Here is a 23,683-nt window from a genome sequence, read left to right on the forward strand (position 1 = left end):
ATACTTAGGATAACAGCTCTTCGGACTTTTTGAATAGTCTTTTCCAGAATAACCTATTTATAGTAACCACTATTAAAGCCATAACTAGGGTACTTGCTGCAAGAAGTGAATTATTCCCCTTGCTTGATGCTTCAGTAATAAGAGCTCCAAGTCCTTTTATTTTATAGATTTGGTTATGAAATTCTATATATTCAGAAACTATACTTGCGTTAAATGCTCCTCCCATAGCAGTAATACCGCCTGTCACAAGAAATGGTAGAATAGAGGGAATAATAAGTATTTTCCACTTGTCAATTTTACTTAATTTTAATAGTTCACTTACTTCAATAAGATCATTAGGAATAGACATTCCTCCTGCGATGATGTTAAATAGTAAATACCATTGAGTACCCAAAAGCATTAGTACAATACTTGCTATATTTAATCCTCCAGGAAGATTTATCAGATACATGACTATTACTGGAAAGATAGCGGTTGCAGGTACCGAGGCCACTATTTGTACAATTGGTTGTATTACCTTTGAGAGTTTAGGATTCATACCTATTCTTACTCCCAATGGGAGAGTCCAGGATAGTGCAATTAGCACTGCAGTTGTAACTCTAAGTAGAGTAAGGAATGCTGAGTAGATTATATCCTTCCACATGTTTAATGGTAAGTTTATAATTAATTTTAGAAGTCCAATAAATCCTCTTAATACAAGAAAGATTAAGATGGTGGACACAATGAGGTTTAATAGTTTTGAAATTTTAGATGTTTTTATTTCTTGTTTTTCTTTCTTATCGTAATAAGAGATAAATAAAATTTCTAACCTTTCTCTTAAAGGTAAGATAATCTTTTTATAGAGGAGGTCAAAAATACGTGATCTTCTATACCATAAAAGTACTTTTGATTCATAGTATTCTTCTGCCTGAACATATTCTACCTTAAATTTTTGACTCCAAGAAAGGAGAGGTCTCCAAACTAATTGATCAAGAAGAATTATCACAGTAATCAAAGCAAAAAGGCCATAAAATATTTTCAAAAGATCACCCTTTAAAGCGGCAAAGGACAGGTAAGAACCAAGTCCTGGTAGGACGAAATTTTGATTTGTCAGGGTAAACATCTCACATGCCATAAGGAAGAACCAACCTCCAGCCCAAGACATCATACTATTCCAAATTAATCCGATAGCAGAGTAGGGAAGTTCTAGATACCAAAATCTTTGCCATGGGTTTAATTTGAATAATTGGGCTGCTTCTTTTAAATCTCTTGGGATAGAGATTAAAGATTGGTAAAAACTAAATACCATGTTCCATACCTGTCCTGTGAAAATAAGAATTATGGAGGTAATTTCAAGGCCTAATTTTGATCCTGGAAACATAGAAATAACTGCCATGAATACTGGGGGAAGGAAGGAAAGTACAGGAATTGATTGAAGTATGTCTAGTAGTGGTATAAGAATTTTTTCAAGACTTTTTTTGTAAGCAGCAGTATAGGCATAAACGATGGTAAATATTAATGAAATAAAATATGCAAGAATCATTCTTAAAAGAGAGAAAAGAGAATAAAGAGGAAGCTTTTGAGGGGATAAATCTAAACTAATTACCTCGGTGGGCTTTGAATATATGGTATTGAGGGAAGATATAGCGTAAATAATACTCCCTATAAATAGGAGTATTATTATATCTCCTAAAGAAAATCGTCTGTATCTTGTTGGAGACCAGATTACCCTGGACATTTTCTCTGGCCTCCTTTATATAAGGGAGAGAGTTTTCTTTTCTCCATGATAACTTTTCTCCTTTCTTTTTGTTTTTGTAGAAAATTAATGGGCGTCTCGGGATGGTATCCTCACTGCTACTCATAAAGCTTTTATCTCTCCCTCCCTTCTTTTTTAAGATTCTTTGTTTTTTGTTATAGCACTGTAAGAGCTTAGCGTCAATTAGAATTGAAAAAAATTAAATTAAAATGATATGATAATCGTAAAAATTAACACCTTTTAGTAGGAGGATATTGGAGCAAAAATGGGTAAGTTGTATGTAAGTTTTATATGGCATATGCATCAACCATATTATAAAGACACTTCTAAAAGTTTATCCATATTCCCTTGGGTTAGATTTCACGGTATTAAGAACTATTACAATATGGTTTCCATACTGAAAGATTTTCCAAAGATAAAGCAGACGTTTAATTTTGTTCCATCCTTACTTTTACAAATACAAGAATACTTGGACAGAAGAACTACAGATTTGTGGTTAGAGAAATCTCTTAAAAAAGCCTCTGAGTTAAATATGGAGGATAAGAAATTTATTTTAGATAACTTTTTCCTCCTTAATAAGGAGAAGATGGGGTTTATATTTCCAAGATTTAAAGAGTTATACTACAAAAAGTTGAATAACGAAGAATACACAGTTCAGGATTTTTTGGATTTACAAGTTTTATATAATCTTGCTTGGTTTGATCCTGATTTGAGAAAGAAAGATTCTTTCTTAATTTATTTGGTAGAAAAAGGCAAAAATTTTACTGAAGAGGAAAAATTAAAAGTTATAGAAAAGCAGTTTGAAATCCTAAGAGGACTTTTTTCTCTTTATAGATCGATGCAGGATTCTGGACAAATAGAAGTGATTTTTTCTCCCTTTTTTCATCCTATAATGCCTCTTTTGATAGACACAAAGAGTGCCAAAGTATCTACGCCTGAGCTTCCTCTTCCTTTTGACTATTTTTCTTTTAAGGAAGATGCAGAAAAGCAGCTTTTCCTTGGAAAAGAATATTATAGAAAGTTATTTGATAAAGATCCTTTAGGTATATGGCCTTCAGAGCAAGCTGTAAGTCCTGAATTTGTAGAAATGGTCTCAGAGTTTAATATTAAATGGTTTGTTTCAGACGAAAGGATTCTTTTTAAAAGTTTGGGAGAAGATTTCTTACGGGATAATGAGGAGTTCATAAATAAGCCAGAAATCCTTTATAAACCTTATAGAATAAATTTGAATGGAAAAGAAGTCTATGCAGTTTTTAGAGATCAGGTTCTGTCAGACAGAATTGGATTTGTCTATATGAATTATCCTCCTGAAGATGGGGCTAAGGATCTATATTATCGTCTTTTAAAAATAAAAAATAGTCTACCTCAAAATTCAGATTTTCTTGTAACTATTGCTTTAGATGGTGAAAATTGTTGGGAGTATTACGATAATGATGGGCGAGATTTCTTAAGAAACCTATATACTTTACTTTCTGATTCTAAAGAGCTTGAGACAATAACGGTAAAAGATTTTATTGAGAAAACAAAAAATTTTGGAGAACTTAATAATATTTTTACTGGATCCTGGATAAATGCTGATCTTACTACTTGGATTGGAGAGATAGAGGAGAATCTTGCATGGGAATATCTAACCATTACAAGGAAGTTTGTAGAGAAGAAGAAAGATCGGGTAGATTGGATAAGCCTTATGGCGGCAGAAGGAAGTGACTGGTTTTGGTGGTATGGAGATGATCAAGAATCAGGATATGACGAGATTTTCGATGAAATTTTTAGGTCTCATCTTAAAAATGTTTATAGATCTATTAATAAAGCTTATCCTTCTTTCCTTGACTTCCCTATTGTTTTTAGAAATCCGTTATGGAGAAGTAGGAGATCTTTAATTTTTACTCCTAAGATCGATGGGATAATTACCTCTAAAGATGAGTGGGTTTTGTCGTCCTTAAATTTGTTAGAAGAGAAGAAAAGTGAATTTATAACAGGAATTTATTATGGTTATGACTTAAGCAACTTATATATGAGAATTGACTTAATGGATAAGGCAGAAAAATATTTTAATGATGATTATTTTATAGTTATCAACTTTTACTCAAGAAACAAAGGTAGCTGTAAATATAGATTAGATTTAAGAAATGAGCTTTGTGGGGATAATATTTCATTGAAGATAAAAGATATAGTTGAGGTTAGTATTCCTTGGGATAAATTCACAGGGTTTGATAGGAATTCAACGATCCATTTTAAGGTTGATTTGTGTAAAAATACAGAGATGGTAGAAAGTCTTGAGGATACAGAGAATTTTTGGTTTGAGATTCCTAATTTAATGGATGAAATTATTACAAAACTATTTCTTTTTGGGGATCCTTCTCGAAAGGTCGAACTTTCGACGATGCTTATTTCTAGGAAAAAAGTTTATAATCTTTATTCTAAAGTAAGTATATTGCAAGATTCTCTTAAAAAAGATTTTGTAAAAATAGAAAATAAGGGTGAAATCATAGAAGTTACCAAACATATTTCTCTAAGAGAGCTTTTATTCTTAATCCAGTGTGTCAGAGATTTGAAGGTTTTTGGAATTTTAGACAAATATGTATGTGCTCCTGTGGGTAGAGTCAGCAAGACAGAAGGAATATATGTGATAGAACCAAAAGTTTTTGTACATGATTTTCTTAAAAAGTATATTGAGAAGGAAAAATTGGAAGTTCCTATTGAGATGGATAAACTGGGAAGGATAGAGATATATGGATTATGAATCTAAATATTTTAAATGGTTAGGGTATGAGGAAACAGTAAGGCTTCAAAAAGAAATAAGTGAGAAAATAATTAAAGAAGATGCATTTAAGAACTTGAGATATGTAGGAGGAGTAGATACTTCTTCTATTGAAGATAAAATAGCAGGAGTAATTGTTGTTTTAGAATTCAATACTTTGGAGGTTCTTGAGGTTTCTATAGAGATTTCTCAAGTTAATTTTCCTTATATTCCAGGTTTTTTAAGTTTTAGAGAGGGACCAATAATCTTAAAAGCATGGGAGAATTTAAAAATCAAACCTGATCTTCTCATCTTTGATGGACAAGGAATTGCTCATCCAAGAAGATTAGGAATAGCTTCTCATGTAGGATATGTTCTTGATGTTCCATCTATCGGTTGTGCTAAGAAAATACTTGTAGGTGTTTATAAAGAACCAGATAAAAAAAGAGGTTCTTTTGAATATATCTATATTGACAATGAGATTGTTGGGGCTGTGGTGAGGACTAAAGATAATGTAAAGCCTGTTTTTGTATCTTTAGGGCATAAGATTTCTTTAAGTACCTCTATTGAGATTATACTAAAAACTTCTACTAAGTATCGACTACCAGAGCCGGTAAGGTTAGCTCATATCTATAGCAAAAAGGCATTAAACTTTGAAATAAAAGGAGAGCTTCTTTAAAGTTTCAATTTCTTCTCTTCTTCCTAATTTTGCATTTTTTATTGCTTTTTCTAAGAGCTCTATGGTTTTATCGTAATTTTCTCTATCTACTGGGTATGGGTGTCCATCCTTCCCTCCATGGGCAAAAGAAAATCTTGCAGGATCCTTTATGCTGGCTGGGGTATTATAAACAAGTTCGCTTATAAGGGTTAAGGCTCTTAAGGTTTTAGATCCTACACCTTCTTTTAGTAGTACTTCTTGGAAATCTTTGGGTGGAGCCTCATAGGTCTTTAACAAGATTGTTTTTAGGTTTTCGGGTCTTATCTCCTTAGGAGTTATAGGATGGTAAGATGGAAGTTTTAATGAAACTTCATTCCATAGTTTTAGGACCTTATCGGGTTTTTCATTCATAAGTTGTGTAATCACTTCTTGCGCTGGTTTACTTTCTTTTGCTACCAAATTTATGACATAGTTTTCGAACTTCTGAGTGATTATTCCTTTATGGGGTTCCTCAATAAAACTTTTTACCTCTTCTCCAAGCCAATGATATCTTCTTGCAAAATTGTTATTCTCATTCATACCTTGCTGTATAACACACCAATTTCCTTCTTTGGTGAAAATCAAAAGATGGTGATAAAGCTGGTATCCATCTTGTATGGCATTGTTATCAACTCTAGCCACCGTTCTGCTTACAAGAATCCATTTTTGAGGATCAAAACCCTCTTTTTCTGCTAATCTTTTTATTTCTTCTGGAGTATTCAGACCAGCCTTACCTTTTCCGCCTACAATATATAGGCCTATTTCATGAGAAAGTTCTCCTAATCCTTCTTTTAAAGCAGCACCTGTAGTAGTGGTAAGGCCGCTTGAGTGCCAGTCAAAACCTAATACACAACCTAAGGCTTGAAACCAGAAAGGATCAGATAATTTTTTTAAAAGTTCATCTATTTTGTTTTCGACGGCAAAGAGAAGAATAATTTCTCTTGAAAGCTTTTTCATTCTTTGAAAAAGCCAAAATGGGGCTTTTCCTGAATGGAGAGGTAATTCTGCAATTTCTCTTTTAAGCATAATCAATTATAATTATACCTAAAGCCTTTGTTAAAAAGAAGGGAGAAATGTAAATTATGAAAAAAAGAACAGTTTTCTTTACTACTATCTTCACTATTTTATTAATGATAGTTATGTTTTCTCTTCTTTCTCTTGGAAAGGAAAACTCACCTAAATTTCCCCGTGGAAGGCTTTTAATAACACAAGGGGATAAATCTCTTGAGATACCTATTGAGATAGCTGATCGAGATGAGTTATGGACTTTAGGACTTATGTATAGAAAAAGTATCCCTTGGGAGTATGGAATGCTTTTTGTATTCCCTTATGATACAAATGCTGGATTTTGGATGAAAAATACTTATGTTCCTCTTGATATAGCTTTTATTTTGGAGGATGGCACTATTATAAATATACAAAGAATGGAGCCATGTAAGGATGAATTAAACTGTCCTATTTACTTTAGTCCTAAGCCTTATAGATATGCTTTAGAGGTTAGAGCTGGCTTTTTTGAGAGGTATGGTTTCTCGGTAGGAGCAAAGATCAAATATTGGAGAGAATAATTGACTTTTAGGGTAAAATTTTCTATGCTTTAAAAGATATTTTTAAATCTTCGGAAAGGAGGTCTTAAAAATGAGCGCACCAAAAATTGATAGAGATCTTTGCATTGGATGTGGGGTTTGTGCTTCTTTATGTCCTGATGTATTTGAAATTGATGAAGAAGGAAAAGCTGTAGTAAGAGAAGGGGCAGATTGTGAATCCGCAGGATGCTGTCAAGATGCTGCCGATTCTTGTCCAGTAGGAGCTATAACTCTTTAATTTTTATATTACTTAAAAATGGTTTTAAGAGGGGGGGGTTTTCCTCCCTCTTATTTAATTTAGGGGGTAGTAAAAGTGATATCTAAAAGCATAGCTGAAGAAATTCTTGAAATTTCCTTAAGCAAAGGTGGAGATTTTTCGGAATTATTTTTTGAGGTTAGTAATTCTCTTTATTTTTATTTTGACGATAATAAGTTAGAGGAAGCAGTAGCGGGAGAAGATGTAGGAGTAGGTTTAAGGGTAATATTAGGAGACAGAACTTTTTATGGATATACTACTGATATTTCATTGATGGGATTGAGAAAACTTGCCAAGAATTTAGCGGAAGCTGTGTTTCAAGGAGATAAAGATATAAAAGTTGTCCTATCTGAGAAAGATGAGTATGGCATAAGGCCTTTAAAGGATATAGGAAGTTTTGAGATAAAAGAAGGAAAAGATATTTTGAAGATTATGAATGAAAAGGCAAGGGGTTACGATTCAAGGATAGTTCAATTTACTTCTGTGATAAGGACTGTAGATCAGAAGATTCTTATTGCAAACACAGAGGGGGATTTTATTGAAGATAGGAGAGTAAGAACTGCGGTTTATGGACTTTCCGTTGGGTCTTATAATGGAATTATTCAAACAGGATATGAGACGGTTGCAGGTACGGTAGGTTGGGAGCTGCTTACTGAAGAAGTTATTAATAAAATCCCATACGAGGCTTCAAGAAGGGCTATTCTACTCCTTGAAGCCAAAGAAGCTCCGGCTGGAGTTATGCCAGTGGTTATATCTTCAAAGGCTGGAGGTGTTCTAATACACGAAGCTGTTGGACATGGTCTTGAAGCTGATTTGGTTGATAAGGGAGTCTCAGTGTACAAAGGAAAGATTGGAGAAAAGGTAGCTTCAGAGCTGGTTACTATGGTAGATGCAGGTGTTCTTGAAGGAATGTACGGCTCTTCAGCAGTGGACGATGAAGGAGTAAAAACTAATTATAATGTTCTAATTGATAGGGGTATTTTGAAGGGATATATGCATTCAAGAATTACCGCAAAAAAGTTCAATGTTCGTCCTTCAGGAAATGGGAGAAGACAAAATTTTCGATATCCTCCTATTCCTCGAATGACTAATACCTTCATTCTTCCAGGAGAAAGTAAAGTAGAAGATATGTTACAAAGATTAGAGAGAGGAATATATGTGGTAAAGATGGGAGGAGGTCAGGTAGATACAACCTCTGGAGATTTTGTTTTTGGAATTGAAGAGGGTTATCTTGTAATAAATGGTGAAATTAAACATCCAATAAGAGGTGCAACATTAATAGGAAATGGACCTAAGATTTTAGAAAAGATTGAAATGATTGGAAATGATATTGGTTTTGCTCCTGGTACTTGTGGAAAAGACGGGCAAGGAGTTCCTGTAACCGATGGTATGCCTACTCTTTTTATATCTGAGATTACTATTGGGGGTACAGAGAAAGGAGAGTAATTTTCATGACCGTTGATTTATTTAAATTAATTGAGGATTTAAGAAAACAAAAAATAGAGTGTGAAATATTTTTTCAAGAAAGAGAAAAAAGTACTTTAGTAATCTCTAGGCAGGAGGTTGAAAATTATCAAATTTCTAGGGAGTATGGCATTGGGGTAAGGGTTATAAAAGATGGTAAACATGGATTTTCTTATACTACCAATTTAGATAAGATAGATGAAACAATACAGAGAGCAATTGAACTTTCTCAGGTAATGGAAGAAGATGAGAATTGGAAATTTTCTAAAGATTTAGATCTTAAAGATTTTAAGTACTATCCTGAAGAGCCATCCTTTCAAGAAAAAATAAAAAGATTGGTAGAGTTAGAAAAAGAAATCTATTCAAAAGATAAAAGAGTAAAAACTGTGAGAAATATTGTTTGGGAGAAAACAACGGACAATAATAGAATAATAAGTACAACGGGTTTATCTTTGGAATATAATCAACAGTACCAGTATATATATACAGAGATTGGTGCTTCTGATGGGACTAATGAAAGAAGTGGATTTGAATTTGATGTGGCTAGGAGTTGGAATGAGCTTGAATTTGATAAATTAGTTGAAAAGGTGGTTTGGCAGGCCACAAGTTTATTGGGAGCATTGCCCAAGAAGACGCAAAGTGTAGACATAATTCTTCCTGCAGAAAGAGCCAGTGAATTTTTAGAGCTTATTTCTGAACTATTTTCTGCAGAGAATGTTCAAAAAGGAAAGTCTGTATTAAAGGGATTGTTAGGTGAGAGTGTGGCTTCTCCAATTTTGAGTATTGTAGAGGATCCTCTTTCTGAAAAAGCTTTGATTCCTAGACTTTTTGACGATGAAGGAATAAAGACTTATCAAAAATATTTCATAAGAAATGGTGTACTGGAGAATTTTGCTTATAATGTCTATAGCGCTAATAAGGAGGGTAAAAATTCTACTGGTAATGGGGTTAGGGGCTCTTTTAAGTCTTTGCCCCAGGTTGATTATTTTAATCTGTACATTGAGCCTAGAGATAAGAGTGAAGATGAGCTTATAAAATCAGTGAGAAATGGGGTTTATGTTATTTCTTTAATGGGGCTCCATCTTGCAGATACAATCTCTGGAGATTTTTCCTTAGGAATCGAGGGTTTATGGATAAAAGATGGAGAATTAGCAGAACCTGTTGCAGAGATGACTATTTCAGGTAATTTGAAGGATTTTTTAAAAAATATAACTGGCATTGGTAATAAATTAGACCTCAAAGGTAATATAAATTCACCTATGTTAAAGCTTGAAGATATCACATTAGCAGGAAAATAATTTTTAAGGGGAGGATTTTCTTATGGTAAAGATGTTTTCTTCTCAAGATTTAATTGAAATGGCTATACACATTGAAGAAGAAGGAGAAAAATTTTATGAATTAATGGGATCAAAGGTAGAAGATGAAGAATTGAAAAAATTATTTAGCTATCTTGCTTTAGAAGAAAAAAGACATGCCTTAGCTTTTAAGGAAATTTACTCTCGTTTGGAGAATGAAGGCTTTGTTTCTGCTTATCCTGATCAGGAAGCTAATAAATATTTGCATGCTTTTGTAGATTCTCAAATTTTTATTGATTGGGATAAGCTTTCTACAAGAACAGTATGGAGTTTATCAGAAGTATTAGATCTTGCTATAAGTTTAGAAAAAGACTCTATTCTCTTTTATTATGAAATGGAAAAATATATTCCTGAAAAGGATAAAAACATCCTGTATGAAATAATAAAACAGGAGAAGATGCATCTTTCTCAGCTTACTGAATTTAAGAAAGGTATAAAGAATTAGTCTTTCAATTTATATAACATTTCTTCAGAAAGTTCTCCTTTAAATACTTCTTCTACTGGTCCAATAAGATTTACGGACCAGTCAGGGTTTATTCTTATGTGTAATGTTCCTCCAGGCATGATTACTTCGACTTGATTATTGACTAATCCCTTTCTATATGCTGCTGATGCTGCTGCACAAGAACTACTCCCTGATGCAAGAGTATATCCTGCTCCTCTTTCCCAAATTCTTATCTCTATTTTATTTGAATCTAAAACCTTAACCATTTGTACATTAATTCTATTGGGAAATATTGGATTATTTTCTATTTTAGGCCCTAAAGATTTAATCTTTTCTTCATCAATTTCGTCTACAAAGAAGACACAATGAGGGTTTCCAATAGAAAGGCATGTAATTTTTAAAATTTCACCATTAATTTTTAATTCCTCATCTATCACCTCTCTTTCTGGGCCAGCAACAGGAATCTCAGAACTTCTAAAGGTAACTTTCCCCATTTCTACTTCAATGGTTTTTGCTCTTCCATTTTGTTCTTCTATTACGGAGGCTTTTACTTTTCCTCCTAAAGTGTATATGAAGAACTCTTTCTCAGTAGTATATTTATAATCGTAAATATACTTTGCAAGAATTCTTATACCATTTCCACTTTTTTCTGCTTCGCTTCCATCGGGATTGAATATTCTTACTTTAAATTCTTGATTGTTTATTTTTTCAAGAACAAGTATACCATCAGAGCCAACTCCACGATTTCTATCGCATATTAGACGTATGTTTTTCTCGGTTAAGGGGAAGTTTATTTGAGTTTTATCAAAGACAATATAATCATTTCCAAGTCCATGGCTCTTTACAAACTCTACCATAAATTACCTCCTTGTCTTAGTGTATTTTTGATAATTTATTTTTATCAGATTCTTCTTTTTTGTAAAGATTTCTTTGGGAGATAAAATGATAAAATTAGAAAGAGGAAAATTTTCCAGAAAGGAGAAAGATTATTATGCTTTTTGGAGAACTTGCTCAATATTTTGAAAGAATAGAGAAAACTACTAAAAGGAATGAGATGATGGAGATTCTTGCAGATCTTTTTAGAAAAGTTGACAAAGAAGAAATTGATAAAATTATCTACTTGTTAAACGGAAGAGTTGCTCCTGATTATGAAAAAATTGAGTTTGGAATGTCAGATAAGTTGGTTTTAAGAGCTATGGCCTTAGCATTGAAGATTCCTTTATTAGAGCTTGAAAGATCTTATAAGGAAGTAGGAGATTTAGGAGAATTGGTAGTTAAGTATTCCAAAAATGAAGGAAAAGACTTAACTGTTGTAGAGACTTTTAACACTTTATATGATATTGCAAACTTGTCAGGTGAAGGAAGTGTAGACGCTAAGGTAAATAGGCTTGCTTTTTTAATAAACTCTTTGACACCTCAAGGAGGAAAATATTTAGTAAGAATCGTTTTGGGTAAATTAAGACTTGGAGTTGGTGAGCCAACAATTATGGATGCTTTATCTTTTGCAAAAGTGAAAGATAAAGGTTTGAGGCCTTTCATTGAGAGGGCTTTTAATATTACTTCTGATTTGGGATACGTGGCTAAGGTCTTCTGGGAAGGCGGAGTTGAGGCACTAAAAAGGATAAAAGTTCAGGTAGGAAGACCAATAAGAATGGCTCTTGCAGAAAGAGTATCACGGGCAGAAGAGATTATAAAAAGGCTTGGGAAATGTGCTGTAGAGCCTAAATTTGATGGTTTTAGATGTCAGATTCATAAAAAGGAAAATAGTGTAAGAATTTTCTCGAGAAATTTAGAAGATAACACATATATGTTTCCAGATTTGGTTGAAGCTGTTTTAAAGCAATTTCCTGATAGGGATGTTATTATAGAAGGAGAGGCGATATCATATAATCCAGAGACGGGTGAATTTTATCCATTTCAAGTCACAGTGCAGAGAAAAAGAAAATATAACATATCTGAAATGGTGGAATTATATCCTTTACAGCTTTTTGCCTTTGATATCCTATATTTAGATGGAGAAGATACAACTTCTTTACCTTACATAAGAAGAAGACAAAAATTAGAAGAAGCTTTAGTAGAAGGCGAGAAGATTTCTATTACTAAAAATATAATTACTAATGATCCAAAAGAAATTCAATCTTTTTTTGAGGAGTGTATTACTGAAGGCTTGGAAGGAATAGTTGCAAAAAGATTAGATGCTCCATATCAGGCAGGAATGAGAAACTTTAACTGGATAAAATTAAAGAGATCTTATCAAGGACATCTGGCAGACACGGTAGATTGTGTTATCTTAGGATATTTTAAAGGAAGAGGGCATAGAGCTAAGTTTGGAATAGGTGCTCTTCTTGTAGGAGTATATGATGATGAGAGAGATCTTTTTAAAACTATAGCTAAAATAGGTACAGGGCCTACAGAAGAGGAATGGGTAAAATTTAGAGAAATACTTGATGAAATAAAGGTAGAAAAGAGGCCTAATAATGTAGAGTCTTTCATTGAACCTGATGTTTGGGTAGAGCCTAAATACGTGGTGGTAGTTCAGGCGGATGAAATAACAAGGAGTCCTGTACATACTTGTGGAAGGGAATTAGATGGACTTGGATATGCCTTGAGATTCCCTAGGGTTCAAGGATTTGTTAGAGAAGATAAAGGTCCATATGATGCTACTACTGTGAAAGAAATTTTAGAGATGTTTAGAAATCAAAAGAAAGAAAAAGTAGAAGAGGACTCAGATTTATTATAGGTTAAAAAAATAAAAATACCCTCTTGCAAAGGGTAAGGGGTTTGTGATAGAATTTAAAGCGCCCGAGGGAAAGGGCGGATGAACCTTGGACAAAGGGAGAGAGAAGGAAGAAGGGAAAAGAGGAAAGGGAAGCGGTCGTAATAGATAAAGAGCGAGGATTAAACCTTCCGAGAGGAAGGTTATATTTATTATAACCGGATGGAGGGTTTGATCCTGGCTCAGGACGAACGCTGGCGGCGTGCCTAAGGCATGCAAGTCGAGCGGTAGCTCCTATTGGTTTATGCCGATAGGAGTGAGAGCGGCGCACGGGTGAGTAACACGTAGGTAACCTACCCCAGAGAGGGGGATAACACCTCGAAAGGGGTGCTAAACCCCCATATACTTACCGAGCGATATGCTCAGGTAAGGAAAGAGTATAGAGGGGTAACCCTCTATGCTGCTCTGGGATGGGCCTGCGGCCTATCAGCTAGTTGGTGGGGTAATGGCCCACCAAGGCTAAGACGGGTAGCCGGCCTGAGAGGGTGGTCGGCCACACTGGGACTGAGACACGGCCCAGACTCCTACGGGAGGCAGCAGCCGGGAATCTTCCGCAATGGGGGAAACCCTGACGGAGCGACGCCGCGTGAGGGAAGAAGCCCTTCGGGGTGTAAACCTCTTTTCTCGGGGAAGAATACTGACGGTACCCGAGGAAAAAGCCCCGGCTAACTACGTGCCAGCAGCCGCGGTAAGACGTAGGGGGCGAGCGTTGTCCGGATTTACTGGGCGTAAAGGGCGTGTAGGCGGCTTAGCAAGTCAGATGTGGAAGCCCTGAGCTCAACTCAGGGAGGTCATCTGATACTGCTAAGCTAGAGGGCAGGAGAGGAGAGCGGAACTTCCGGTGTAGCGGTGAAATGCGTAGATATCGGAAGGAACGCCGGTGGCGAAGGCGGCTCTCTGGACTGACCCTGACGCTGAGGCGCGAAAGCTAGGGGAGCGAACGGGATTAGATACCCCGGTAGTCCTAGCCGTAAACGATGGGCACTAGGTGTGGGGAGTTAGACTCTCCGTGCTGCAGCTAACGCGATAAGTGCCCCGCCTGGGGAGTACGGCCGCAAGGCTAAAACTCAAAGGAATTGACGGGGGCCCGCACAAGCGGTGGAGCGCGTGGTTTAATTCGATGCTAAGCGAAGAACCTTACCAGGGCTTGACATGCAGGCTGTAAGCTCACTCGAAAGGGTGAGTGCCAAATAGGGGGTTTCCCCTATTTGGAGCCTGCACAGGTGGTGCATGGCTGTCGTCAGCTCGTGTCGTGAGATGTTGGGTTAAGTCCCGCAACGAGCGCAACCCCTGCCCTTAGTTGCCAGCGGGTAAAGCCGGGCACTCTAAGGGGACTGCCGGCGAAGAGCCGGAGGAAGGTGGGGATGACGTCAAGTCAGTATGCCCCTTATGCCCTGGGCTACACACGCGCTACAATGGGTGGTACAGAGGGGAGCGAAGCCGCGAGGCGGAGCGAATCCCTAAAGCCACCCCCAGTTCAGATCGCAGGCTGCAACTCGCCTGCGTGAAGGCGGAATCGCTAGTAACCGCAGATCAGCCACGCTGCGGTGAATACGTTCTCGGGCCTTGTACACACCGCCCGTCACACCACGAGAGTCCGCAACACCCGAAGTCAGGCGAAGAGCCTGCCGAAGGTGGGGCGGATGATTGGGGTGAAGTCGTAACAAGGTAGCCGTACCGGAAGGTGCGGCTGGATCACCTCCTTTCTTACGGAGAATTTAGGATAAGCTTTCCTTTTCTCACCTTCTTCCTCTCCTCCCTGAATTTTTTGTACCTTAGACAAAAGAAGATTAGGGAGAGATCCAAGAGGGATGATACAGTAATCAGCCGGGCGTCAAAGTAGAAAGGGCGTACGGTGGATGCCTAGGCACCAAGGGCCGAAGAAGGACGCGGCAGGCGGCGAAACGCCCCGGGGAGCTGCGAGCAAGCTATGATCCGGGGGTGTCCGAATGGGGAAACCCACTCCGGGTAATGCCGGAGTATCCCTAAGGGGAAACTCTTAGGGAGGGGAACCAGGGGAACTGAAACATCTTAGTACCCTGAGGAAAAGAAAGAGAAATTCGATTCCCTGAGTAGTGGTGAGCGAAAGGGGAGGAGCCTAAACCTGTGTGGTGTAGAAGCTCGCGGGCGTTGCCACACAGGGGTAGAGGGATAAGGTCGGGGAAAGCCGCGACTTTCCCGTAGGCGAGGTACACATAGCCGAATGGTCTGGGAAGGCCAGCCAGAGAGGGTGAGAGCCCCGTAGGCGAAATGTGTACTAAGCCTATGGACCTTACTCCCGAGTAGCGTGGGACACGGGGAATCCTGCGCGAATCTGGGCGGACCACCGCCTAAGGCTAAATACCCTTGGTGACCGATAGCGCATAGTACCGTGAGGGAAAGGTGAAAAGAACCCCGGAGAGGGGAGTGAAATAGAACCTGAAACCGTACGTCCACAAGGGGTAGGAGAGCTATGCTCAAAGAGGGTTTCCCTTTTTGAGCAAGGCTCGACTGCGTGCCTGTTGAAGAATGAGCCGGCGAGTTAATGCGTGTGGCGAGGTTAAGGGAGTGCAGTCCCGGAGCCGAAGTGAAAGCGAGCCTGAATAGGGCGCTTAGTCACACGCATTAGACCCGAAACCAGGCGAGCTACCCATGGCCAGGATGAAGCGGGGTTAACCCCCCGTGGAGGTCCGAACCCGTTAGCAGTGAAAAGCTATGGGATGAGCTGTGGGTAGGAGTGAAAAGCTAATCGAGCCTGGAGATAGCTGGTTCTCCCCGAAATAGCTTTAGGGCTAGCCTCAGCCGATGAAGCCCAGGGAGGTAGAGCACTGGTTGGGCGAGGGGCGGGGATCCGCTGCCGAGTCCAGTCAAACTCCGAATGCCCTGGGTGGATGGCTGGGAGTCGGACCGTGGGGGATAAGCTCCATGGTCGAGAGGGGAACAGCCCAGATCAACAGCTAAGGCCCCAAAGTCCGGGCTAAGTGGTAAAGGAGGTAGCTTGGCGAAGACAGTCAGGATGTTGGCTTAGAAGCAGCCATCATTTAAAGAGTGCGTAATAGCTCACTGATCGAGCCAAGCTGCGCCGAAAATACACGGGGCTAAGCCCGGCGCCGAAGCTTTGGGTTCTACCTATCTTCGGATAGGTAGAGCGGTAGGGGAGCGTTCCGCTGTAGGGAGAAGGCGGACCGGAAGGACCGCTGGACGAGGCGGAAGTGAGAATGCCGGCATGAGTAGCGAAAAGGAGGGTGAGAATCCCTCCCACCGAAAGCCCGAGGTTTCCTGGGTAAAGCTCGTCTTCCCAGGGTTAGGCGGGAGCTAAGCCGAGGCCGAAAGGCGTAGGTGATGCACAGCCGGTTAATATTCCGGCCCCACCTACTGACCGTTAATACCGATGGAGGGACGCAGGAGGGTAGGTGCGCCTGGTGGTGACATACCAGGTCCAAGCCCCAAGGGAGGGAGTGTAGGCAAATCCGCACTCCCGTTGAACTGAGGGGTGATGGGGAGCCCTCGTGAGAGGGCGAAGGCATCGAGCTCACACTGCCGAGAAAAGCTCCTAGGGAGGTCAGTGGGTGCCCGTACCGCAAACCGACACAGGTGGGCGAGGTGAAGATCCAAAGGTGCGCGGGATAACCCTCGTTAAGGAACTCGGCAAAATGGCCCCGTACGTTCGCAAGAAGGGGTGCCCGAGTAAGGTGAATAGCCTGAAAGGGCCGCAGTGAAGTGGCTCTGGGGACTGTTTACCAAAAACACAGGTCTCTGCTAAGGCGTAGAAGCCGATGTATAGGGGCTGAGGCCTGCCCGGTGCTGGAAGGTTAAGGGGAAGGGTTAGGGTGAATAACCCGAAGCCCTGAACCGAAGCCCCAGTGAACGGCGGCCGTAACTATAACGGTCCTAAGGTAGCGAAATTCCTTGTCGGGTAAGTTCCGACCCGCATGAAAGGCATAACCACTGGAGCGCTGTCTCAACGAGGGGCCCGGTGAAATTAGAGTGTCCGTGAAGATACGGACTACCCGTGGCAGGACGGAAAGACCCCGTGAAGCTTTACTGTAGCCTGGCATTGAACTCTGGCACTGCATGTAGAGGATAGGTGGGAGGCTGAGAAGCGGGGGCGCCAGCCTCCGTGGAGCCGCCGGTGGAATACCACCCTTGTGGTGTTGGGGTTCTAACCCCAAAAGAAGAGCCTTTTGGGGGACAGTGCTTGGTGGGCAGTTTGACTGGGGCGGTCGCCTCCTAAAAGGTAACGGAGGCGCCCAAAGGTAGGCTTGGCACGGTTAGAAATCGTGCCTGAAGTGTAAGGGCGTTAAGCCTGCCTGACTGTGAGGCCGACGGGCCGAGCAGAGACGAAAGTCGGGCCTAGTGATCCGGTGGTCCCGAGTGGAAGGGCCATCGCTCAACGGATAAAAGTTACTCCGGGGATAACAGGCTGATCTCGCCCGAGAGTCCACATCGACGGCGAGGTTTGGCACCTCGATGTCGGCTCACCGCATCCTGGGGCTGGAGAAGGTCCCAAGGGTTGGGCTGTTCGCCCATTAAAGCGGTACGTGAGCTGGGTTCAGAACGTCGTGAGACAGTTCGGTCCCTATCCGCCACGGGCGGAGGAAACTTGAGGGGAACTGCTCCTAGTACGAGAGGACCGGAGCAGGCGGACCTCTGGTGTACCAGTTGTGCCGTCAGGTGCAGGAGCTGGGTAGCCAAGTCCGCACGGGATAAGCGCTGAAAGCATCTAAGCGCGAAGCCCACCCCAAGATAAGGTTTCCCACGGGGAAAGCCCGGTAAGGCACCTCCGAGAAGAGGAGGTAGATAGGCCGGAGGTGGAAGCGCAGCAATGCGTGGAGCCGACCGGTACTAATATGCCGAGGCTTTGACGCCTGGCTGGTTACTGTATGATCCTTCTTGGAGGAGTTATGGAGAGTATAGAGGGAGGAAGGCTACTGGTGATTAGAGCGGAGGGGAAACGCCCGTTCCCATTCCGAACACGGAAGCTAAGCCCTCCAGCGCCGATGGTACTGCCCTGGCAACGGGGTGGGAGAGTAGGTCATTGCCAGAGAGCCTTCCTCCCTTTTTTGTTTTTTATCTAATTTCGTGAGGGTAGGGTACTCTCGGATGTCTTACTTCAATTAGGGTTTTGATAAAACTCTGAGATATTTTTTCCAATTCCTCTAGAGTAAGTCTGCTATTTTCTAACTGTCCATCATTTAATTTCTTTCTAATTACATCTCTAACTACTTTTTCTATATTTTCGGGAGTAACATTTTTAAGACTTCTTGTAGCTGCTTCGACGCTGTCTGCTAACATTACTATTGCTGCTTCTTTTGATTTTGGTTTAGGTCCAGGATAACGAAAGTCTACTTCTGGTATAATTTGGTTTGGATTCAACTGTTTTTGTTTCATATAAAAGTAGGATAACAAACTTGTTCCATGATGTTGTTCCACAATGTCTATTATATTTTTAGGAAATTTATTTTTATTTAAAATTTCTGCGCCATCTTTAGGGTGCGACTTTATTATAATTGCACTGAGATACGGAGAAAGATCATCATGGGGATTTTTTTGATTGGGTAAAAGGTTTTCAATGAAATATTGTGGCCTTTTTACTTTTCCAATATCATGATATAAAGAAGCAGTTCTAACAATTTTGGGGTTTGCACCAGATTCTTCAGCAGCTCTTTCTGCAAGATTCCCTACGATTAGACTGTGATAATATGTGCCTGGGGCTTCCATGATTAATTCTCTTAACAATGGGTGGTTAGGATTTGTGAGTTCAAACAGCTTTAATGGGCTAGCAAGTCTAAATAGATCCTCAATTATAGGGATCAGACCTATGGCAAGAATGCCTGAGATGATGGGATTTATGATACTGTAAAACAAATCAGAAAAATTTATATATACTTCTGGATAGGCATATTTTATTAAAACAAGAATAGGAATTCTAATAAGGGTCAACATAAAGGAGGTTTTAAGATAAGTTGCTCTATCTTCTAAGTTTCTTAGGCCCCTATAAATAAAAATTAAATCAAACATTAAAATGATTGGTATTATGAATGATCTTAAGAAAATTGCTGAAAGTAAAATTGTCAAGAAGCTTAAAATAGCATAGTCAGGAAAGTCCATCAGGCTTAATATTATAAAAAGGAAGGTAGTAATAGGTGCGAGATATGTAGAATAGAAAGAGAAGATTTTTGAAATAGCTAGTGCAGAAAGAAAGATGCTGTTTATAAAGAGAAATATGTTTAGATCCTTTATGTTCATCTGGCCAAAATAAGACAAGATAAGTATTAGGGAAATATGAAGTAAAGCTACAAATAAGAATAGACATAAAAATCGTAAAATACTTTTAGGTGAGAATGTATAACCTAGAGTCTCTAATATTTGGAATTTTTCAGGAGTTACTTTTTCGCCTTTTCTGAGAATTACGTCTCCTTTTGAGATTATTCTTTCTATAGGCTTTATTGATTTTATAAGTTCCGTCTTTTTGTTTTCTGTTTCTTTAACGTCTATAAACATGTTAGGAACAATAAGAATGTCACTCAGTTTTTGAGCTATGTCTTGTGGAAATCTTAGCTCGTAAGTTAAAAATTTTATAAATTCTTGTTTTTTTGCTTTTACTTCTTCTTCTTTAATTCCTTTTGAATAGTTTTCTATGATCCAGGTTTCGATCTTTTTTCTTATAGTATTTACTGTAGACAATTGAAACTTAGATATGTAATTGTAAACCTCAGAGTGTTCCGAGGTTGGAGAGAGGACTTCTGATAGTTTAGATAGGACTTTTATTGTAATATTTTGATCTACAGTATAAATGGGTTTAAACTGTGAAAGCATTAAGTTTTTTATTCGCTCTGTCTCGCTCTCATCTCGATATATTACAGTCCTTGTAGCTATGATATCTTTAGGGGCGATATCATTGATTTTTAATGGTGGAATAAAAACAAAGTCAAGAGAAAGTATTAGGAAATCCCCTAAAAGAAAAATGGTTAAAATTAATGTTAAGTTTTGTTTTAGATTCTTACTTACTTCTGTTTTTAGCCTTTTAAAGAATTTGTATACCCCTTTATAATTTAAAATTTCTTTTCTCATGATAATAAATATTTTATCATTTATTGACCTCTTTTTCACTATAATATATAATTAAACTTGGCTTTGGGGAGTAGCCAAGCTGGTAAGGCAGCGGACTTTGGATCCGCCATTCGCTGGTTCGAATCCAGCCTCCCCAGCCAAATTTTTTATTATTCCCAAATTTTATTTTATAAGCTCTTTATGGATAATTTTAAAGTTATCATTTTGGCTGCTGGTCAGGGTAAAAGGATGAGGACTGAGCTTCCAAAGGTTCTTCATCCCCTCTATGAAAACACCATATTGGAGTTTTTGCTTGACACTGTAGAGACCGTTTTTGAAAAAGAGTATATATTAGTTGTGAGCCCAAAAGTGAAATCTTATTTATCTTTTGTTTCGGATAAAAATATTGTGATTCAGGATAAGCCTTTAGGTACGGGAGATGCAGTTAAAAGGACAGAGGTTTTGTTAAAAGATTATGATGGAGATGTGCTAATTCTCCCTGGAGACATGCCTCTTATAAGAGGTGAGACTTTAAAAAAAGTTTGTGATTTTCATAGAGAGAATTCTAATGCTTGTACTGTGGTTACAACGATTTTAGATAATCCTTTGGGGTATGGAAGGATAATAAGAGACGAAAAAGGGAATATTTTAAAAATAGTAGAAGAAAAGGATGCTACAGAGAAAGAAAAAGAAGTAAAAGAGATAAATACTTCTATTTATGCTTTTAAGTGGAAGCCATTGAAAGAGGCCTTAATGCATTTGAAGAATGATAATGCTCAAGGTGAATTTTATTTGACTGATGTTATAGAAATTTTTAATAAACAGAAATTGAAAATTGGTGTAATAAGAGTTGGTTCAGAGGAGGTTTTAGGGGCAAATACCCAAGAAGAATTAAGTATTATACGTGGTATACTGAAAAAAAGGGTAAATAAAAATAATATGGAGAATGGGGTTATAATTGTAGATCCTGATAAAGTAGTAATTGGACATAAGGTTGTAGTCGAGAATGATGTGATAGTTCAACCTGAAGTTTTTATATTTGGGGATTATATAATAAGGAAAAATTCTTATATCGGTCCTTTTTCTTATATAAATTCTAAGTCTGATTAAAAAGGAGAATGGGAGATGGGACAAAAATGTTTAGCTCTTTATAGTGGTACTTCTAATAGGGAGCTTGCAGAGGAAGTAGCGAAATATTTAGGTGTGGAATTGGGAGAAATTGAAATTAGAAGATTTTCTGATGGGGAAATTTATGCAAGAATTGCAAGAAGTGTAAGAGGGGCCGAGGTATATGTGATTCAGTCTTTAGGAAGCAGAGTTAATGAATATTTTATGGAGCTTCTCATAATTATTGATGCTTTAAAAAGAGCTTCCGCAGGTGAGGTTACTGCGGTTATTCCTTATTATGCCTATGCAAGACAGGATAGAAAAACCAAGTCAAGAGAGCCTATAACAGCAAAGCTTGTAGCCAATCTTTTAACGGTCGCAGGTGCTTCTCGAGTAGTTACTATGGATCTTCATGCTGGACAAATCCAAGGATTTTTTGATATTCCGGTGGATAATTTATCTGCCTTACCTCTTTTTACGAGATACTTTCAAGATAAGAACCTTAAAGATCCAGTAGTGGTATCTCCAGATATAGGTGGAGTTACGAGAGCGAGAGCTCTTGCCGATAGATTACACACGCCTCTTGCTATAATATATAAAAGAAGACCTGCTCCTGAAGTGGCGGAAGTCGAAGAGATTATAGGAGACGTAGAAGGTAGAGATGTTATAATATGTGATGATATTATTACTACTGGTAATACTCTATTTTCAGCAGCGAAATTACTTAAATTGAAAGGTGCAAGAGATATTTATGCGGCTGTAACTCATGGTATACTAACTAATGATGCTCATAAAAAGTTAGAGGAATCGGAGATAAAAGAGCTTGTGGTAACTAATACATTGCCAATACCTGTAGAAAAGAGAGTGCCTAAGCTAACTATCATTTCTATAGGGAACTTACTTGGAGAAGCAATAAAAAGAATTTCTAATAAGGATTCTTTAAGCTCTCTATTTGATTAATAATATATTAAAAAAAGGAGGTAATTAGGAAAATGGAAATAACCGAAATAAAACTTAAGAAAAGAGACAAGATAGGCAAGCAATATGCTAAAAAGTATAGGAGGAGTAATCTTATACCCGGAGTTGTATATGGAGCTCATTTAAAAGAAAATATTCATGTATTAGTTGAAAAAAAAGATCTTTGGAATTTAATAAAGAAAGGACATTCAAAAGAACAACATATTTTAAGGTTGATAATAGAGGATGGTGAAAATACCATAACTGAAAATGCTATTTTGCAAGATATTCAGATAGATCCTATAAAAGATGACTTACTTCATGTTGATTTTCATGCTGTAAGCTTAGAAGAAGTTGTAGATGTTTATGTGCCTGTAGTACTTGTAGGAGAATCCAAAGGAGTAAAACAGGGTGGTATATTGCAACATGGTGTTGAGGAGATTTTGATAAGAGCTTTACCTTTAGATGTGCCACCTCATATCGAGGTAGATATAACAGATTTAGAGATAGGAGATTCTATAACTGTGGGAGATCTCAACTTACCTGAGAACATAAAAGTTTTGACTCCTGCAGATGAGGTTATTGTAAATATAATTCCTCCTAAAGGTTATACTGAGGAGGCTTCTACTGAGGAGTCTCAAACAGAGTCTCAGTCTTAAAAATTTTTTAAAGGAGTGAAAATTGATGATTAAAATTGTGACTGATAGTACTGCTGCTCTTCCTGAAGAGTATGTAAAGAGATATGATATAACAGTGGTTCCTTTAAAGGTTGCTTTTGGGGATGAAGTTTACAGAGACGGTGTGGATATTACTCCTGAGATTTTCTTTAAAAAAGTAAAGGAGAGTTCAATTTTTCCAAAGACATCACAGCCGTCGGTAGAAGAATTTTATCAAGCTTATAAAAATATCTTTGATAAATATCCGGACACGGAGGCTATAATTTCTATTCATATTTCGGCGAAATTAAGTGGAACTGTGGGTTCTGCAAATGCTGCAAGAGAGCTTTTACCACAAAAGGATAAGATATTTGTCATTGATTCGAAGTTAACTGAGCTTGCTCTTGGAGTAGTTGTCATTGAACTTGCAAAGGCAGTCGAAAAAGGAGCAAAAGTGGATGATCTCATAGCTCTTGCTGAGAAGATGCATCTACATAGCAGTATAAAATTTACTGTGGATACTTTAGAGTATTTATATAGAGGTGGTAGAATTGGAGCAGCGCAGGCTTGGATGGGAAGTATTTTACAAATCAAACCTATTTTAGAGCTTAGAGATGGAGCTATAGAGCCAGTAGAAAGGGTAAGGACTAAACAAAAAGTTAAATCAAGAATTATTGAACTTACTAAGGAATATGCTGGAAGCGATCCGGTTAAGATTGCTATTGCTTATTCAGATAATTATGAAGAGGTTTTAGAAGTAGCACAAGAGGTAAAGAACAGTTTAAATATAACTGATTTTTATATAGGGCCTTTTAGTTGTACTATTCTTTCTCATATTGGGCCAGGCTCTTGGGGAATAATAGTTTTTAAAGAAGTTTAG

Annotated in this window: 16 protein-coding genes, 1 tRNA gene and 3 rRNA genes; 16 read left to right on the plus strand and 4 right to left on the minus strand. The window is 38.4% G+C overall.

Going from position 1 to position 23,683, the window contains the following annotated elements; genetic code table 11:
• Positions 1-4: 4 nt before the first annotated feature.
• On the minus strand, positions 5-1,717 hold the full coding sequence (locus DICTH_RS02885) for an ABC transporter permease (protein ID WP_012547420.1): 1,713 nt from the start codon (positions 1,715-1,717) through the stop codon (positions 5-7).
• Positions 1,718-2,000: 283 nt separating this feature from the next.
• Between DICTH_RS02885 and DICTH_RS02890 the strand changes: the two genes are divergently transcribed.
• Together DICTH_RS02890 and nfi are read left to right on the plus strand one after the other, a co-directional pair.
• Positions 2,001-4,478 (plus strand): glycoside hydrolase family 57 protein, encoded by a 2,478-nt coding sequence (locus DICTH_RS02890; RefSeq protein WP_012547096.1) that lies wholly within the window; start codon positions 2,001-2,003, stop codon positions 4,476-4,478.
• Positions 4,468-5,154 carry a deoxyribonuclease V gene (gene nfi / locus DICTH_RS02895; RefSeq protein ID WP_012548739.1) on the plus strand — a complete coding sequence of 229 codons (687 nt, stop codon included), beginning with the start codon at positions 4,468-4,470 and terminating at the stop codon, positions 5,152-5,154. The genes DICTH_RS02890 and nfi overlap by 11 nt, the downstream gene beginning before the upstream one ends.
• On the opposite strand, the gene DICTH_RS02900 is transcribed toward nfi, so the two are convergent.
• Complete coding sequence (locus DICTH_RS02900) at positions 5,122-6,198, minus strand: DUF763 domain-containing protein (RefSeq protein ID WP_012548503.1); 1,077 nt, start codon at positions 6,196-6,198, stop codon at positions 5,122-5,124. The genes nfi and DICTH_RS02900 overlap by 33 nt on opposite strands.
• Before the next feature lie 56 nt (positions 6,199-6,254).
• Here DICTH_RS02900 and DICTH_RS02905 point away from each other — a divergent pair, with 56 nt between their 5' ends.
• The 5 genes from DICTH_RS02905 to DICTH_RS02925 all read left to right on the plus strand — a co-directional run bounded on the left by DICTH_RS02905 (position 6,255) and on the right by DICTH_RS02925 (position 10,275).
• Entirely contained in the window at positions 6,255-6,737 is a 483-nt protein-coding gene (locus tag DICTH_RS02905; RefSeq protein WP_012547840.1) for a DUF192 domain-containing protein, read from the plus strand.
• Between the two features lie 70 nt (positions 6,738-6,807).
• On the plus strand, positions 6,808-6,993 hold the full coding sequence (locus tag DICTH_RS02910) for a ferredoxin (RefSeq protein WP_012548477.1): 186 nt from the start codon (positions 6,808-6,810) through the stop codon (positions 6,991-6,993).
• Between the two features lie 75 nt (positions 6,994-7,068).
• Positions 7,069-8,457 (plus strand): TldD/PmbA family protein, encoded by a 1,389-nt coding sequence (locus DICTH_RS02915; protein ID WP_012547634.1) that lies wholly within the window; start codon positions 7,069-7,071, stop codon positions 8,455-8,457.
• 5 nt (positions 8,458-8,462) lie between these two features.
• Complete coding sequence (locus DICTH_RS02920; RefSeq protein WP_012547419.1) at positions 8,463-9,773, plus strand: TldD/PmbA family protein; 1,311 nt, start codon at positions 8,463-8,465, stop codon at positions 9,771-9,773.
• A 22-nt stretch (positions 9,774-9,795) separates the two neighbouring features.
• The gene (locus DICTH_RS02925) at positions 9,796-10,275 is read left to right on the plus strand and encodes a ferritin-like domain-containing protein (RefSeq protein WP_012547172.1); all 480 of its coding nucleotides are present in this window, start codon (positions 9,796-9,798) and stop codon (positions 10,273-10,275) included.
• On the opposite strand, the gene dapF is transcribed toward DICTH_RS02925, so the two are convergent.
• The gene (gene dapF, locus DICTH_RS02930; protein ID WP_012548476.1) at positions 10,272-11,132 is read right to left on the minus strand and encodes a diaminopimelate epimerase; all 861 of its coding nucleotides are present in this window, start codon (positions 11,130-11,132) and stop codon (positions 10,272-10,274) included. The genes DICTH_RS02925 and dapF overlap by 4 nt on opposite strands.
• Positions 11,133-11,266: 134 nt before the next feature.
• Here dapF and DICTH_RS02935 point away from each other — a divergent pair, with 134 nt between their 5' ends.
• From DICTH_RS02935 to rrf, 4 genes are all read left to right on the plus strand, one after another.
• Positions 11,267-13,015 carry an ATP-dependent DNA ligase gene (locus DICTH_RS02935; protein ID WP_012548277.1) on the plus strand — a complete coding sequence of 583 codons (1,749 nt, stop codon included), beginning with the start codon at positions 11,267-11,269 and terminating at the stop codon, positions 13,013-13,015.
• A gap of 195 nt (positions 13,016-13,210) precedes the next feature.
• Positions 13,211-14,757, plus strand: a 16S ribosomal RNA gene (locus tag DICTH_RS02945).
• 126 nt (positions 14,758-14,883) lie between these two features.
• Positions 14,884-17,899: ribosomal RNA gene (locus tag DICTH_RS02950) — 23S ribosomal RNA — on the plus strand.
• A gap of 61 nt (positions 17,900-17,960) precedes the next feature.
• Positions 17,961-18,077, plus strand: a 5S ribosomal RNA gene (gene rrf, locus DICTH_RS02955).
• Together the 16S, 23S and 5S rRNA genes form the textbook arrangement of a ribosomal RNA operon.
• A gap of 23 nt (positions 18,078-18,100) precedes the next feature.
• Here the strand turns inward: rrf and DICTH_RS02960 are convergent.
• Positions 18,101-20,104 carry an HD family phosphohydrolase gene (locus DICTH_RS02960; RefSeq protein WP_012548024.1) on the minus strand — a complete coding sequence of 668 codons (2,004 nt, stop codon included), beginning with the start codon at positions 20,102-20,104 and terminating at the stop codon, positions 18,101-18,103.
• A gap of 64 nt (positions 20,105-20,168) precedes the next feature.
• On the opposite strand from DICTH_RS02960, the gene DICTH_RS02965 reads away from it, so the two are divergent.
• The 5 genes from DICTH_RS02965 to DICTH_RS02985 all read left to right on the plus strand — a co-directional run bounded on the left by DICTH_RS02965 (position 20,169) and on the right by DICTH_RS02985 (position 23,683).
• A tRNA-Gln gene (locus DICTH_RS02965) sits at positions 20,169-20,244 on the plus strand.
• Between the two features lie 40 nt (positions 20,245-20,284).
• Positions 20,285-21,193 carry a sugar phosphate nucleotidyltransferase gene (locus tag DICTH_RS02970; protein WP_012548249.1) on the plus strand — a complete coding sequence of 303 codons (909 nt, stop codon included), beginning with the start codon at positions 20,285-20,287 and terminating at the stop codon, positions 21,191-21,193.
• A gap of 15 nt (positions 21,194-21,208) precedes the next feature.
• Positions 21,209-22,150 carry a ribose-phosphate diphosphokinase gene (locus DICTH_RS02975; protein ID WP_012547177.1) on the plus strand — a complete coding sequence of 314 codons (942 nt, stop codon included), beginning with the start codon at positions 21,209-21,211 and terminating at the stop codon, positions 22,148-22,150.
• Between the two features lie 32 nt (positions 22,151-22,182).
• On the plus strand, positions 22,183-22,806 hold the full coding sequence (locus tag DICTH_RS02980; RefSeq protein ID WP_012547952.1) for a 50S ribosomal protein L25/general stress protein Ctc: 624 nt from the start codon (positions 22,183-22,185) through the stop codon (positions 22,804-22,806).
• 25 nt (positions 22,807-22,831) lie between these two features.
• Complete coding sequence (locus DICTH_RS02985) at positions 22,832-23,683, plus strand: DegV family protein (RefSeq protein ID WP_012548795.1); 852 nt, start codon at positions 22,832-22,834, stop codon at positions 23,681-23,683.

Source organism: Dictyoglomus thermophilum H-6-12, from assembly GCF_000020965.1.
In the GTDB taxonomy this organism is placed as follows: Bacteria; Dictyoglomota; Dictyoglomia; order Dictyoglomales; family Dictyoglomaceae; genus Dictyoglomus; species Dictyoglomus thermophilum.